The organism is Synechococcus sp. KORDI-100, from assembly GCF_000737535.1.
Taxonomy (GTDB): domain Bacteria; phylum Cyanobacteriota; class Cyanobacteriia; order PCC-6307; family Cyanobiaceae; genus Parasynechococcus.
In genome coordinates, this window is record NZ_CP006269.1 from 485,982 (window position 1) to 500,160 (window position 14,179).

Here is a 14,179-nt window from a genome sequence, read left to right on the forward strand (position 1 = left end):
CGATTCCCACCCGTTTCGGTCCGCCTGATGCTGCTCGATCTCACCGGCAAGAAGATCCTCGTCACCGGCATCGCCAACAACCGTTCGATCGCCTGGGGCATCGCTCAGCAACTCAAGGCCGCTGGTGCTGAGCTCGGCATCACCTACCTACCGGATGAGAAGGGGCGCTTCGAGGCCAAGGTGCGTGAGCTCACTGCGCCGCTCGAGCCCAGCCTGTTTCTGCCGCTGAATGTCCAGGACGCCGAGCAGATGGCCGGGGTGTTCGCGGAGATCAAGGAGACGTGGGGCGTTCTCGATGGCCTTGTCCACTGTCTGGCATTCGCCGGTAAGGAAGAGCTGATCGGCGATTACAGCGCCACCACTGCGGAAGGCTTCTCCCGATCCCTCGACATCAGCGCCTATTCCCTGGCACCGCTCTGTGCCCATGCCAAGCCGTTGTTCAGCGAGAAGGCCGGTGTGATCACGCTCTCTTATCTGGGAGCCGATCGGGCCATTCCCAACTACAACGTGATGGGTGTGGCCAAAGCAGCGCTTGAGGCATCGGTGCGTTACCTCGCTGCTGAGCTCGGCCCGGAGAAGCAGGTGCGTGTGAACGCCATCAGCGCCGGCCCGATCCGCACCCTGGCGAGTTCCGCCATCGGCGGAATTCTGGAGATGATCCACAACGTGGAGGAGAAGGCTCCCCTGCGTCGCACCGTTACCCAGATGGAAGTGGGCGGTACCGCGGCCTTTCTGCTCAGCGATCTGGCCAGCGGCATTTCCGGACAAACGATTTACGTGGATGCCGGTTACTGCATCACCGGCATGTGATTCAGCCTCGAGGCCCCAAGGACGCTCTCAGGCTGATCTGGTAGATGCTGCGCCATGAGCGACGTTCCCTGCTGATTGCCACCGTCGTCTGCCTGGTGACCCTTCCTGTTCACGACACCATTGCGGCTGTGCTGCTGCCGGAGGACCTGCTGCAGGTTCTGGGATTTCTGCTCGCTTTCTTTCTCGGTTTCCGCTACAGCCAGGCCTACAACCGCTGGTGGGAAGCCAGGATTCTCTGGGGAGCCCTCGTGAATGAGAGCCGCAACTGGCGCGATCTGCTCACCACTGTGCTGCCGCGACGTTCGTCGTTCGCGATGCGGCAGCGATTGCTGCAGTTGGAGGTGCTGCTGATCTGGTGTGTGAATGTCAACCTGCGGTCAGGCGACGGCCGTCTCGAGCGCCTTCCTTCAGCCGTTCAGAGCCTGGCTGAGTCCCTGGGCATGCGTGATCCATCGGTGCAGCAGGTGATGCAGACCATGGCTTCGCGGCAGCGAGAGCTTGTCGAGCAGCAAGAGCTGAACACGATCGAACGAGCCGACCTCATCCATGTGCAGCAGGAGCTGACCCGAGCCATTGGCGGCCTCGAGCGCATTCGCAGTCAGCCCTTGCCGGCCTCATCGACGATCTGCATCCGTGCTCTCACCTGGGTCTATGGCTATCTCGTGTTTCTCAAGCTGGATGCGCTGGGCCTGCTGAGTGCTGCCGTTGTGGGTTGGCTGGCGTTCCTGACGCTGTTGATGGCCGAGCGGATCGGCATGTTCCTGGAAAACCCGTTCCGTGACCCGAGGTTTGCGCTGCCCCTCGATCGGATCTGTCAGCTGATCACGGCCAATCTGCTGGGCGATGATCATCCACTGGCACAGAGTCAGAGGACTCATGCCGGCCCGGTGGTGACCTAGGCCCTTAAGGAGAACCCGAAGAGCTTGGCGGCACTCCCCCGTTTCGCGATGATTGATGTGTTGAGTGGTGTCATCGGAGTCACGGACATGCGCAGTGGAACCGTGCATCGGGTCACCGGTGAAACCGATGTGAAGGTGCGCCTCGATCTCGATGGCAGCGGCCGTTGTCAGGCCTCAACCGGCGTGCCGTTCCTCGATCACATGCTTCATCAGATCAGCAGTCACGGTCTGCTGGATCTGGAGATTCAGGCCGTTGGTGATACCTTTATCGACGACCACCACACCAATGAGGATGTGGGAATTGCCGTTGGTCAGGCCCTTGCTCAGGCTCTGGGAGACCGGCGGGGCATTCATCGTTTCGGCCATTTCGTCGCGCCGTTGGATGAGGCCCTGGTGCAGGTGGCGCTCGACTGCTCTGGTCGACCGCATCTCAGTTACGGCCTGAAGATCCCAGCCCAGAAAATCGGCACCTACGACACTGAGCTGGTGAAGGAGTTCTTTGTTGCTGTGGTCAACAACAGCGGCCTGACTTTGCACATCCGTCAGCTGGATGGGGTGAATTCCCATCACATCGTGGAGGCCTGCTTCAAGGCTTTCTCTAGAGCTCTGAGGATGGCCACGGAGATCGATCCCAGGCGTTCTGGGGCGATCCCAAGCAGCAAGGGCGTGCTGGAACAGGCCGGGGCCAACTGATTCCGGTGACCGGGGCGCGCTTCACAGTCCGTTACGAGAGGATGGAGTGACGTTGATCGTTGTCCCGTGACCGTCGCTCCCGCCCGCTCCTATGACCGTCGCGACTGGGCCAGTGCCTTCCAGAATGTGGAGAAGGAGCTCACGGATGTGCCACTCGCGGCGGTTCGCGGCACCGTGCCGGCTGAGCTGAACGGTATCTTCTATCGCAATGGTCCAGGACGCCTTGAGCGAGGGGGCCAGCGCGTGCATCACCCCTTTGATGGTGACGGAATGATCGCGGCCATGCGGTTTGAAGCCGGCCGTGCCTGCCTCACCAATCGCTATGTGCGCACCTCCGGTTGGCTGGCTGAAGAAGCCGCCGGCAAGGTGCTGTACCGAGGTGTGTTCGGCAGTCAGAAACCCGGTGGTCGACTGGCCAATGCCTTCGATCTCAGGCTGAAGAACATCGCCAACACCAATGTGGTGCGTCTTGGTGATCAGCTTCTGGCGCTCTGGGAGGCCGCTGAACCCCATGCGCTCGATCCCATCACCCTGGAAACCCATGGCCTGTCCAGGCTTGATGGCGTTTTGAAGAAAGGGGAGGCCTTCAGTGCCCATCCCCGCTTCGACCCTGGTCATCACGGCAGTCCTCGCATGGTGACCTTCGGCGTCAAGACCGGGCCCCGCAGCACGATCCGTCTGATGGAGTTCGCCACTGATGGTCCGGAGGCCGGTCGTCTGCTGCATGACCGCTCCGACAGCTTTCCCGGCTTTGCCTTTCTGCACGACTTCGCCATCACACCCAACTGGGCGGTGTTCCTGCAGAACGCCATCGCCTTCAACCCGATTCCATACGTCACCGGCGAGAAAGGTGCTGCTCAATGTCTGGCCTCACAGCCTGGTGGCAAGGGTCGGTTCTGGTTGGTTCCGCGCGATTCCGGTCGCTTTGCCGGGCAGAAGCCGCGCATCCTTGAGGCTCCCGATGGTTTTGTCTTCCATCACCTCAATGCCTTCGAGGATGGCGATCACGTCGTCGTTGAGAGCATCGTCTACGACGACTTTCCCTCGATCGGTCCGGATGAGGATTTCGCTGAGGTGGACTTTGACAAGGTCCCTGAAGGAATCCTGCATCGCTGCCGACTCGATCTCAGCCGCGAGATCGTCAACAGCGAGCGCATCAGCGAGCGCACTTGCGAGTTCGCCATGGTGAATCCCGAGCGGCAGGGCCTCAGCGCTCGTTATGCCTGGATGGCGGTGGCGGAACGGGAAACCGGTAATGACCCGTTGCAGGCCATCCAGAAGCTGGATCTCAGCAGTGGTGAAACCTGGATCTGGAGTGCGGCTCCCCGCGGATTCGTCAGTGAACCTCTGATGGTGCGCAGGCCGGGTGCTGATGCTGAGGATGACGGCTGGGTGCTGGATCTGATCTGGAATGGCTCACGAGATGCGTCCGACCTGGTGATCCTCAACGCCCGCGATCTCTCTGAAGTGGCTGTGCTTGAGCTCCCTCTGGCGGTCCCCCATGGTCTGCATGGCAGCTGGTCAGATCTGTGAACATCTCAATGGGGTTCAGACATTTCTGAGTTGCGAGTTGACAGCTCCCTGGAGCTACAGCTGAAACAGCTGCTGCCATGCGTTGTTCCTTCGAACGTCACGACGCCGGCGAGCCTTGGCGTTGTCTGTCCTGACAGCTTCCATTGCTGCGATTCTCCTGCCTGCTCCTGCAGCGGTGCAGGCGGATGAGCCCCCCTGTGGTGGCACTGTTCTGCAGCTGTCGGTGGCGGAACAGAGCACAACACCAGCGGTCCGTTTTCGGTTTTCACTGGCTCTGATGGCAGAGGGCGCCAGTGAAAAAGTCGCTCTTCAGCAGCTGCAGAAACGGTTGCAAGGTCTGCGCCTCACCCTGGAGCCCCTGGTGGTTGGGACGTTGACTGTTCCTGCTCCATCCACCTATCAGCGAGGCAGCCAGGTTGATGCTGAGCGGAGGTACACAGCCAGTACGGGTGTCTCCGGTGACGTGAAGCGCAGCAATTACAACGCGCTGATTGAGGCTGTTGGAGGTATGGCAGGGGTTCGTCTTCAGGGAATGACCTCTCAGGCAGATCCAGGCGATGCCGAGCTTGTGCAGCAGCGCCTCACCGTGGCGGCGCTGCGACGAGGAACGGCGGAGGCGGAAGCGATGGCTGCAGCGATTGGTGTGTCTCGGGTGCGTCTGCTGCGGATCAACCGTCCGGATGCGATGGTTCGCCCCCGTGCGATTCCTCTGGAGACGGCGCGTTCAGGATTCAGACCCGGAGAAGCACCAAAACCTGCGCAAACGCTGCGTTTGCAGCTGGATTACTGCCTCAGTGATGGATCAGAGGGGAAGGGACTGGTTGGGGTTGCTTAGGGCGAGAAGGTCGAGAGGATCGTTGGTCTGCAGATCCCGCTGGTGTGTTGATTGATCTGTTGTGATTGAGAACCAGGTTTCACGTGGATCTTGGATAACGATCGGCTCTGCGAGGGGCTCGATCGTTCTGCGTTGGGTGTTTTGAGTGAGGCGCCTGGAGCCATTGGCTCCACGCAAGGCACGATTGAGTGCTTTGAGTTGCCTGTTGTTGAGCCTGTTTAAAAGGTCATCCGGCAAGGCGTTGATCTGCTTGATGTTGAGCTGTTTGAACTGCTTTGGAGTGAGTTTGCTGAGTGCCTTGGTGGGGAAGGTTTTGAGCTGTTTTGGGGTGAGGTCGTCGGAGGGGAGTTTGCGCAGCTGCTTGTTGGTCATCGCTGCTACGAACTGAGTGGAGAGTTTGCTGACCTGGTTTGGTCGCAGGGCTTTGATGGTTCTGGGCGTCAGTTTGCGCACCTGCTTTCCCTGCATGGCGTTGATCAGCCTGGTCGCCATGCTTGAGACCTGAGAGGGCTTGAGAGCCTTGATGGTGCTCGGTTTGATGTTGGCGATCTGTTGCTGACTGAAGCTGCTGATCACATCGGGTTTGAATTTCGATAACTGCGCTGGTTTGAGCGCACCGATGCTGGCGGTGCTCAGCTTTTGCACCTGCTGAGTGCTCAGGTTTGCAATGGCATTGAGCGACAGGGCTGCAATCTGCTTTGGATTGAGCGCGCCGGTGTTGGTGGTGTTCGCCGTTGCGTTGTTGTTGTCGGTGTTGGGCCCGGATGTGGGTGGCCTGGTGGGACCCGGTGGCTGAGTGGACCCGGGAGCCGGAGCTGTTGTGGGAGCAGGAGCTGGTGCCGGCGTGGGTAGGGGCGTTCGCGGTTGGGTGGGCGCCGGAGCTGGTGTTGGTCTTGGTGCCGGTGTTGGGGTTCCACCACCACCACCACTGCCACCGCCGCCGCCACCGCCACCACTGGGTGAGGGTGCCGGGGTCGGAGCGGGCGTTGGCGTCGGGGCGGGACTATTGGAGACGGTGATGGCGTTACCGGTGAGATCGGCAATGTCTGTGCTGCTGTCAGCGCCTGGTGCCCAGTCATCAGCAGCGGCGATGTTGTAGGTGGTGCCTTGGGTTGAGGCGGTGCCGTTCTTGTTGAGCAGGGAATCGAGGTTGCTCTGGTCGGTGCTGTTGAGGGTGATGCTGGCGGCTGTCGCCGATGTCAGTTCAACGTCGGAAGTTGTGAGGGTGTAGGTGCTGCCGGAGCCACCGGTGATGGTGAGCTTGGAGACATCGATGTCGTTGCTTGCGCCGGGGTAGGCGGGCAGGTTGCTGCCGGTGAGGGCAAGAACACCGCTGGAATCGTCGTAGGTGGCGGAGCTGAGGCTTGGCGCGGCGACGTTGGAGACGGTGATGGCATTGCCGGTGCTGTCTGCTGGTGAGGAACTGGCGCCTGGATTCCAGTTCAGAGCAGCAGCGATGTTGTAGGTGGTGCCGGCGCCGGAGGAGGTGCCGTCTTTATTGAGCAGACCAGCGAGTTGGAGTTGATCAGCGGCGTTGAGGGTGATGGAGAAGGCGGTGGCTGAGGTGAGTTCAACGTCGGCGGAGGTGAGGGTGTAGGTGTTGCTGCCTTCTCCAGTGAGGGTGAGCTTGGAGACGTCGATGTCGTTATCAGAACCTGAATTGGCGGTGAGATTGGCGCCGGTGACGGCGAGGGCACCGGAGGAGGCGTTGTAGGTGGCCGATGTCAGTGTTGGCGCGGTTGAGCTGGGGTTGCCCGACCCATCGGTCCGCACAATCAGCGTCTCCTCATCGAAGTCTTCGGCGTTGATGCCCTGCAGCAGAACCGATCCCACGGACGCGACGCTGATCAGCGCATCACTCCCGGACTGGGAGATCGAGTAACTCTGGCCGTTTTCGATGCCAACAACATCGCCGCTTGCAATGGAGAAGTCGGTGATCAGGTCATCGCCGCCACCGAGCTGGAACTGATCGGCACCGGTGCCGCCGGTGAGCGTGTCGTTGGCATCGCCGCCGATCAGGCGGTTGGCGCCGCTGTTGCCGATGAGAGTGTTGGCGAGGGCATTGCCAGTGGCGTTGATGTGGCCGGAGCCCGTGAGGGTGAGCTGTTCGACGTTGGAAGGGGCGGTGTAGGTCACCGAGGCCTGAATCAGATCGGTGCCTTCTGAGGAGGATTCAGTGACAACGTCTGAGGTGGAATCAACGACGTAGGTGTCATCACCGGCGCCACCGATGAGCGTGTCGTCGCCGGTGCTGCCATCGATGGAGTTGTTGCCGGAATTGCCAGTAAGTGTGTTGTCGAGGGCGTTGCCCGTGGCGTTGATGTTGCTGGAGCCCGTGAGGGTGAGCTGTTCAACGTTGGAAGGGGCGGTGTAGGTCACCGAGGCCTGAATCAGATCAGTGCCATCTGAGGAGGATTCGGTGACGACGTCTGAGGTGGAATCAACGACGTAGGTGTCATCACCGGCGCCACCAATGAGGGTGTCGTTGCCGGTGCCGCCTGATAGGGAGTTGTCGCTGCTGTTTCCTGTCAGGCGATCATTTTGTGAAGAGCCAAGCGCGTTTTCAATAGCTGCGGTGCCTGTGGTGTTGTAGGCGATGGTGTATCCGATGTATTCATCATCAACTCTTGATAAATATCCGCCGCCTCCGGCTTCATCCTCCAGGGTTGCACTTCGGAGGTCGATATAAACAGCGGCACTTGAATTGGCAGCAGTGATTGTGTCTGTGCCGCCGTTATCCCAAATCGTTTTATAGCCGTTGAGGGTGCTGGTATCGAGATAGTAAGTGGTGTTCCCTGTTGATTTTGTGATGTTTGGCCCATACAGATATTGCAGAGTGGCAATATCAAAAGGGCCTAAGCCTTCATTGTACCCATAGTTCACATATGATCTCGGCGTTACATTTTTATCAATATTTTGAGAATTTGGTGTGGCCAGTGTGGATGTCACATCGTTGTATGTCATCACGCTGTAAGGCGTGGAGTTCAGGTAGTTGTTTCCACCTGATGTTGAGGCATTGCTTGATACGCCTGGATAGAGTTCGCTGCCAAAGTTTCCGTTATAAGGGGAGAAATTCCAGGCTCCACTTCCATTGTGAGGGTGCGCAAGGCCCAGTGCATGGCCGAGTTCATGGGGGAGGGTGATGTAGTAAAACCCACCAGCATTCATGGCACCAGAGACGCCTGAATATTGGTTGCTATAGGTGATCACATCGCTCGTGACGTTCCCGTAAAGGCCAGGAAAGTCGGCTCGGCCTAGGCCGCCGCCAGTAGCAAAGCTCCACCTGAAATTCGCATCTGTATCGCCAGTGCTTGTTTCGGTAAATGAAAGATTGGCAACATCCGTGAACGCAGCGTTGGCGATGGCGATGGCACTGCGTTCAGCAGCGGTTGACGCAACAGATGTTCTCCCATCTGACAGTGTCACTCCTGCCGGAGTGATGTAGTAGGAAAGCTCCGTTGTAGTTCCTGAATCGGGGTCGATCGATCCCCATTTGGCGGCGACAAATGTTCCGTCGATGTACGGGCTGTTGAGCGAGCCAAGGCTGTCGAATGTTAAGTCTGCAACCTCTGAGCTGCTTTTTCCGTAGAAGTTAGTCGTTGCGGGATTGGTTGATATTTTGCTGCCTGATTGCTTCAGGTCATTGTTGTTGGGGTATTGCCAGGGCTCTAAATCTCGTGGAGGCGGGTCTTTGAAGAATTCGTTTGCAGGTGTGTCACCCCTGGCTCTTTGGCAGAAGAAGCAGTCACATCTTGCGGGTGAATGATTGGGTGGGAAACCGTTAGCATTAGCAGCGTTTTTGTATTCGCTTAAGATATTTTCTCCATTGAGTTGGTCGATATTCCATTTCCACAATGACGTGGCTATCGAGTCGTTTGTTCTGGGCACCGAAAGACTAGAAGAACGTTTCCTTTTAATTCACTCTAAGCAGGTTTTCATTTCAATCACACCGACATCTGGCGTGTTTTCGCTGGGGGAGTCTTGCTGACGGTTTAGCAATTGTTAGTAACTAGGGCACAAACGCTGCGTTTGCAGCTGGATTACTGCCTCAGTGATGGATCAGAGGGGAAGGGACTGGTTGGGGTTGCTTAGGGCGAGAAGGTCGAGAGGATCGTTGGTCTGCAGATCCCGCTGGTGTGTTGATTGATCTGTTGTGATTGAGAACCAGGTTTCACGTGGATCTTGGATAACGATCGGCTCTGCGAGGGGCTCGATCGTTCTGCGTTGGGTGTTTTGAGTGAGGCGCCTGGAGCCATTGGCTCCACGCAAGGCACGATTGAGTGCTTTGAGTTGCCTGTTGTTGAGCCTGTTTAAAAGGTCATCCGGCAAGGCGTTGATCTGCTTGATGTTGAGCTGTTTGAACTGCTTTGGAGTGAGTTTGCTGAGTGCCTTGGTGGGGAAGGTTTTGAGCTGTTTTGGGGTGAGGTCGTCGGAGGGGAGTTTGCGCAGCTGCTTGTTGGTCATCGCTGCTACGAACTGAGTGGAGAGTTTGCTGACCTGGTTTGGTCGCAGGGCTTTGATGGTTCTGGGCGTCAGTTTGCGCACCTGCTTTCCCTGCATGGCGTTGATCAGCCTGGTCGCCATGCTTGAGACCTGAGAGGGCTTGAGAGCCTTGATGGTGCTCGGTTTGATGTTGGCGATCTGTTGCTGACTGAAGCTGCTGATCACATCGGGTTTGAATTTCGATAACTGCGCTGGTTTGAGCGCACCGATGCTGGCGGTGCTCAGCTTTTGCACCTGCTGAGTGCTCAGGTTTGCAATGGCATTGAGCGACAGGGCTGCAATCTGCTTTGGATTGAGCGCGCCGGTGTTGGTGGTGTTCGCCGTTGCGTTGTTGTTGTCGGTGTTGGGCCCGGATGTGGGTGGCCTGGTGGGACCCGGTGGCTGAGTGGACCCGGGAGCCGGAGCTGTTGTGGGAGCAGGAGCTGGTGCCGGCGTGGGTAGGGGCGTTCGCGGTTGGGTGGGCGCCGGAGCTGGTGTTGGTCTTGGTGCCGGTGTTGGGGTTCCACCACCACCACCACTGCCACCGCCGCCGCCACCGCCACCACTGGGTGAGGGTGCCGGGGTCGGAGCGGGCGTTGGCGTCGGGGCGGGACTATTGGAGACGGTGATGGCGTTACCGGTGAGATCGGCAATGTCTGTGCTGCTGTCAGCGCCTGGTGCCCAGTCATCAGCAGCGGCGATGTTGTAGGTGGTGCCTTGGGTTGAGGCGGTGCCGTTCTTGTTGAGCAGGGAATCGAGGTTGCTCTGGTCGGTGCTGTTGAGGGTGATGCTGGCGGCTGTCGCCGATGTCAGTTCAACGTCGGAAGTTGTGAGGGTGTAGGTGCTGCCGGAGCCACCGGTGATGGTGAGCTTGGAGACATCGATGTCGTTGCTTGCGCCGGGGTAGGCGGGCAGGTTGCTGCCGGTGAGGGCAAGAACACCGCTGGAATCGTCGTAGGTGGCGGAGCTGAGGCTTGGCGCGGCGACGTTGGAGACGGTGATGGCATTGCCGGTGCTGTCTGCTGGTGAGGAACTGGCGCCTGGATTCCAGTTCAGAGCAGCAGCGATGTTGTAGGTGGTGCCGGCGCCGGAGGAGGTGCCGTCTTTATTGAGCAGACCAGCGAGTTGGAGTTGATCAGCGGCGTTGAGGGTGATGGAGAAGGCGGTGGCTGAGGTGAGTTCAACGTCGGCGGAGGTGAGGGTGTAGGTGTTGCTGCCTTCTCCAGTGAGGGTGAGCTTGGAGACGTCGATGTCGTTATCAGAACCTGAATTGGCGGTGAGATTGGCGCCGGTGACGGCGAGGGCACCGGAGGAGGCGTTGTAGGTGGCCGATGTCAGTGTTGGCGCGGTTGAGCTGGGGTTGCCCGACCCATCGGTCCGCACAATCAGCGTCTCCTCATCGAAGTCTTCGGCGTTGATGCCCTGCAGCAGAACCGATCCCACGGACGCGACGCTGATCAGCGCATCACTCCCGGACTGGGAGATCGAGTAACTCTGGCCGTTTTCGATGCCAACAACATCGCCGCTTGCAATGGAGAAGTCGGTGATCAGGTCATCGCCGCCACCGAGCTGGAACTGATCGGCACCGGTGCCGCCGGTGAGCGTGTCGTTGGCATCGCCGCCGATCAGGCGGTTGGCGCCGCTGTTGCCGATGAGAGTGTTGGCGAGGGCATTGCCAGTGGCGTTGATGTGGCCGGAGCCCGTGAGGGTGAGCTGTTCGACGTTGGAAGGGGCGGTGTAGGTCACCGAGGCCTGAATCAGATCGGTGCCTTCTGAGGAGGATTCAGTGACAACGTCTGAGGTGGAATCAACGACGTAGGTGTCATCACCGGCGCCACCGATGAGCGTGTCGTCGCCGGTGCTGCCATCGATGGAGTTGTTGCCGGAATTGCCAGTAAGTGTGTTGTCGAGGGCGTTGCCCGTGGCGTTGATGTTGCTGGAGCCCGTGAGGGTGAGCTGTTCAACGTTGGAAGGGGCGGTGTAGGTCACCGAGGCCTGAATCAGATCAGTGCCATCTGAGGAGGATTCGGTGACGACGTCTGAGGTGGAATCAACGACGTAGGTGTCATCACCGGCGCCACCAATGAGGGTGTCGTTGCCGGTGCTGCCATCAAGAGTGTTGTTGGCAGAATTACCCGTCAGTGTGTCTGCACCACTGCCTCCGATGGCCTTTTCAATGACCGTATCTGCCGCAATGACGAGGTTGCCGACGTCGCCGGCAATGTTGGAGGGATAAAGACTGGATGCTGATTCATCCGTTGATCGAAGATCGATCGACTGGTCATTGCTGAAGCCGCTGAAATCAAGCGTGTCTGTTCCGGAGCCATCAAGAATCGTGAAAGCTGTTGAACTGATCCAGTCTTTCAGTTCCGAAAATATTTCACTTGTGGATGAACTGATGTTGGTGTTGTATCCATAAGTCGTGTCGCCACTGAAGGCATTGCTGATGCTGTAACCCTGCGACCCATACAAGTCATCGAGTGAAATCCAGTCCACCGCCATGGGTGAACTGAGAAAGGCATAACTTGCAGTAATTGATGTGTTCTCGCTTTGTGAGAAGTACGACATCATGGTGGTCTGCCATGAGTCGTTGGCGTATTTAGCGTCGCTGCTGTAACTGGCGGAGCCGTTGTAATCGCCTTGATGGCCTAGCCCGAGGCCATGACCGATTTCATGCAGAATTGTCTGAAACGTGTAGTTGCCAAAACCACTGAGTCCACTATGCCAGCTTGAAGAAACATTGATATTCACATAATTGATGTTCCCAGATGATCGGCTTGACGATGCATAGGCGCCTGAAGCCCAATCACCAAAACGAAAATCAGCGTCTGTATCTGTTGTGCTTTGGAAATTAATGTTTAAAGCATCTTCGAAAATTTTGAAGGCTTCATCGACGAGCTCTGCTCTTGCAGAAGATATTCCGTTACCATCAAAGTTATTTCCTGATGTGTTGTATGTGATAACGCCATTTTTCGCATATGTACCTGTAGATGTCAGGTTGAACTTTCTAGACGTGGTGCTGAAATCAGTCCAAAATCCCGATCTTAGATAGGTTGCCAGCGTGACATTGGAGCCTGCAGATCCTGCAGACAGGCGTTCATTGTTTTGATTGCCAGCAACGACTTCGCCAAGTTTCTTGATATCTGCATCCGGAAGTGTGCGGCAGCACAGGCAGCTAGGGGGATGGCCAAACAGGACTTTTCCCGTTATGTCATCTGAGAGCGATTGAACAGGTCCAAGGTTGTATGTCTTTATTGGCTTATTAAACGTTCTATGCATCGAAGCTGTTGCTTCCTGCGCGTTTTGATCTCATCGTAATCCTGAGAAATCGATGAGCGAACGGCAATCCTCAATCTGTCGGGTTTTGTTGGGCTCGGTTCCGGCGTGATTCGCTCCAGGCCAGCCTCGGTGCTGTCCAGAGAGTTGCCAGCACCAAGGGTGTGACAGGCACCGCTGTAATCACGATGAAGGCCTGCAATGCATCGATGGAGGTGCTGTCTCCCAGGCCCGTGCCGATGCGCAGCAGCACCAGAGTGAGACTGCCGATCATCAGCGCCCAGAACAACCGCAGCAGTGCCGGCGGCTCATTGCGGCCGCTCACCACCATCGCCGCGGCGTAACTCATCGAGTCGGCGCTGGTGCACATGAACAGCACTACCAGGACCAAACCAATGGGGATCAGCAGTCCAGCAAGGGGCAATTGTCTGAGGATGGCCAGCAGTGCGGCGGCGGCTCCGTTCTGTGCCAGGGCGTCACTGATGCCCCCTCCCGCCAGTTCCAGGTGCAGGCCTGTTCCCCCGAGCAGGGTGAACCAGAGGTTGGTCACGATCGGGCAGAGGATCGCCACGGCCAGCACCAGTTCACGAATGCTGCGGCCTCGGCTGACGCCGGCGGTGAAGAGCCCCATCAGCGGCGCATAGCCGAGGAACCATCCCCAGTAGAAGACCGTCCAGCCGTTCACCCAGTTGTCAGGAATTGCATTGGGGGTGAGGGCCATCTGCGGCAGATGAATCAGATACGTGAGAAAACCGCTGAAGAAGTGCTGGATCAGCCACAGGCCCGGGCCCAGCAGCAACAGGCCCGCGGCCATGGCGAGGGTGAGCCAGACGTTGAGCTCGGAGAGCCACTTGATTCCCTTCTGAATGCCGCTGACCGTGGACGTCGAGAAGACGGCCGTCAGCAGCACCACCACCAGAGATTGCAGGCCGGCACTGTCGGAAAGCCAGGGCAGTTGTCCCGCGGCGTTGCTGAGCTGCAGGGAGAGAAAGCCGAGGGGTCCAACGGTGCCGGCGATCGCTGCCACCACGGATAATCCATCCGCCAAATCACCAAGCGGGCCATCCACCCAGCGTCGCGGCACGATGTTGACCAGCAGGGTTCGGGGACGCAGGGGTTCGCCGCGTTGTTCCAGGATCGAAAAGGTGATCGTTGTCGTTGTGGCCACGAGGGCCCAGGCGAGAAACCCCCAGTGCAGAAAACTCACCGCCAGGGCGGGATCCACCGCTGCCGCTGTGCTGGCTTCGACCCCTTCGAACACCGGTGATGGAGTCTGAAAGTGATACAGCGGTTCGGCCGCCGACCAGAACACGCCACCTCCAGCCAGCAGGGTGCAGATCAGCACCGCGCACCAATCGAAGAATTTGAGGCTCGGTTTGGCGTTCTCCCCTCCAAGGCGGAGGCTGCCGAGCGGGCTGATGGCCAGGATCAGCGCGATCAGAAACAGCAGCACCACCATCCACTGCCAGATCCCACCCAGGGCATCACTGACGACCGCTTTGCCGTTGTCGGTGAACTGCTTGGCCAGGGCCAGATCGATGGCCGAAACCAGCAGAAAGATCAGTAAGGGAATGGCGCCAACCCAGAGGGGCGACTGTCGCCACCAGGAGCCTTGGCTCGCGGGGATCTCAGACATTGGTTGGGGGATGAA

8 protein-coding genes are annotated in these 14,179 nt (G+C 58.4%); 5 read left to right on the forward strand and 3 right to left on the reverse strand.

The window, feature by feature from the left end; translation table 11 throughout:
• The first annotated feature begins 27 nt into the window (after positions 1 to 27).
• The 5 genes from fabI (at position 28) to KR100_RS02320 (ending at position 4,770) form a co-directional block, all read left to right on the forward strand.
• Positions 28 to 810 (forward strand): enoyl-ACP reductase FabI, encoded by a 783-nt coding sequence (gene fabI / locus KR100_RS02300; RefSeq protein WP_038542874.1) that lies wholly within the window; start codon positions 28 to 30, stop codon positions 808 to 810.
• A 44-nt stretch (positions 811 to 854) separates the two neighbouring features.
• Positions 855 to 1,709, forward strand: coding sequence for a bestrophin family ion channel (locus KR100_RS02305; RefSeq protein ID WP_239420380.1), 855 nt, complete (start codon positions 855 to 857; stop codon positions 1,707 to 1,709).
• 87 nt (positions 1,710 to 1,796) lie between these two features.
• Positions 1,797 to 2,402, forward strand: coding sequence for an imidazoleglycerol-phosphate dehydratase HisB (gene hisB, locus KR100_RS02310; protein WP_038547691.1), 606 nt, complete (start codon positions 1,797 to 1,799; stop codon positions 2,400 to 2,402).
• A 66-nt stretch (positions 2,403 to 2,468) separates the two neighbouring features.
• Positions 2,469 to 3,935: a carotenoid oxygenase family protein gene (locus KR100_RS02315; protein WP_038542875.1), complete on the forward strand. Its 1,467-nt coding sequence runs from the start codon at positions 2,469 to 2,471 to the stop codon at positions 3,933 to 3,935.
• A gap of 121 nt (positions 3,936 to 4,056) precedes the next feature.
• Positions 4,057 to 4,770, forward strand: a complete 714-nt coding sequence (locus KR100_RS02320) for an SIMPL domain-containing protein (protein ID WP_051847281.1) — start codon at positions 4,057 to 4,059, stop codon at positions 4,768 to 4,770.
• Here the strand turns inward: KR100_RS02320 and KR100_RS16970 are convergent.
• The 3 genes from KR100_RS16970 to KR100_RS02335 all read right to left on the reverse strand — a co-directional run bounded on the left by KR100_RS16970 (position 4,738) and on the right by KR100_RS02335 (position 14,164).
• Entirely contained in the window at positions 4,738 to 7,653 is a 2,916-nt protein-coding gene (locus tag KR100_RS16970; RefSeq protein WP_051847282.1) for an S-layer family protein, read from the reverse strand. The two genes, KR100_RS02320 and KR100_RS16970, sit on opposite strands and share 33 nt — an antisense overlap.
• 1,176 nt (positions 7,654 to 8,829) lie before the next feature.
• A complete protein-coding gene (locus KR100_RS16975) occupies positions 8,830 to 12,003 on the reverse strand; it encodes a M10 family metallopeptidase C-terminal domain-containing protein (RefSeq protein WP_162176469.1) in 3,174 nt (1,057 codons plus the stop codon).
• Positions 12,004 to 12,601: 598 nt separating this feature from the next.
• On the reverse strand, positions 12,602 to 14,164 hold the full coding sequence (locus KR100_RS02335) for a BCCT family transporter (RefSeq protein WP_038542877.1): 1,563 nt from the start codon (positions 14,162 to 14,164) through the stop codon (positions 12,602 to 12,604).
• Positions 14,165 to 14,179 lie beyond the last annotated feature (15 nt).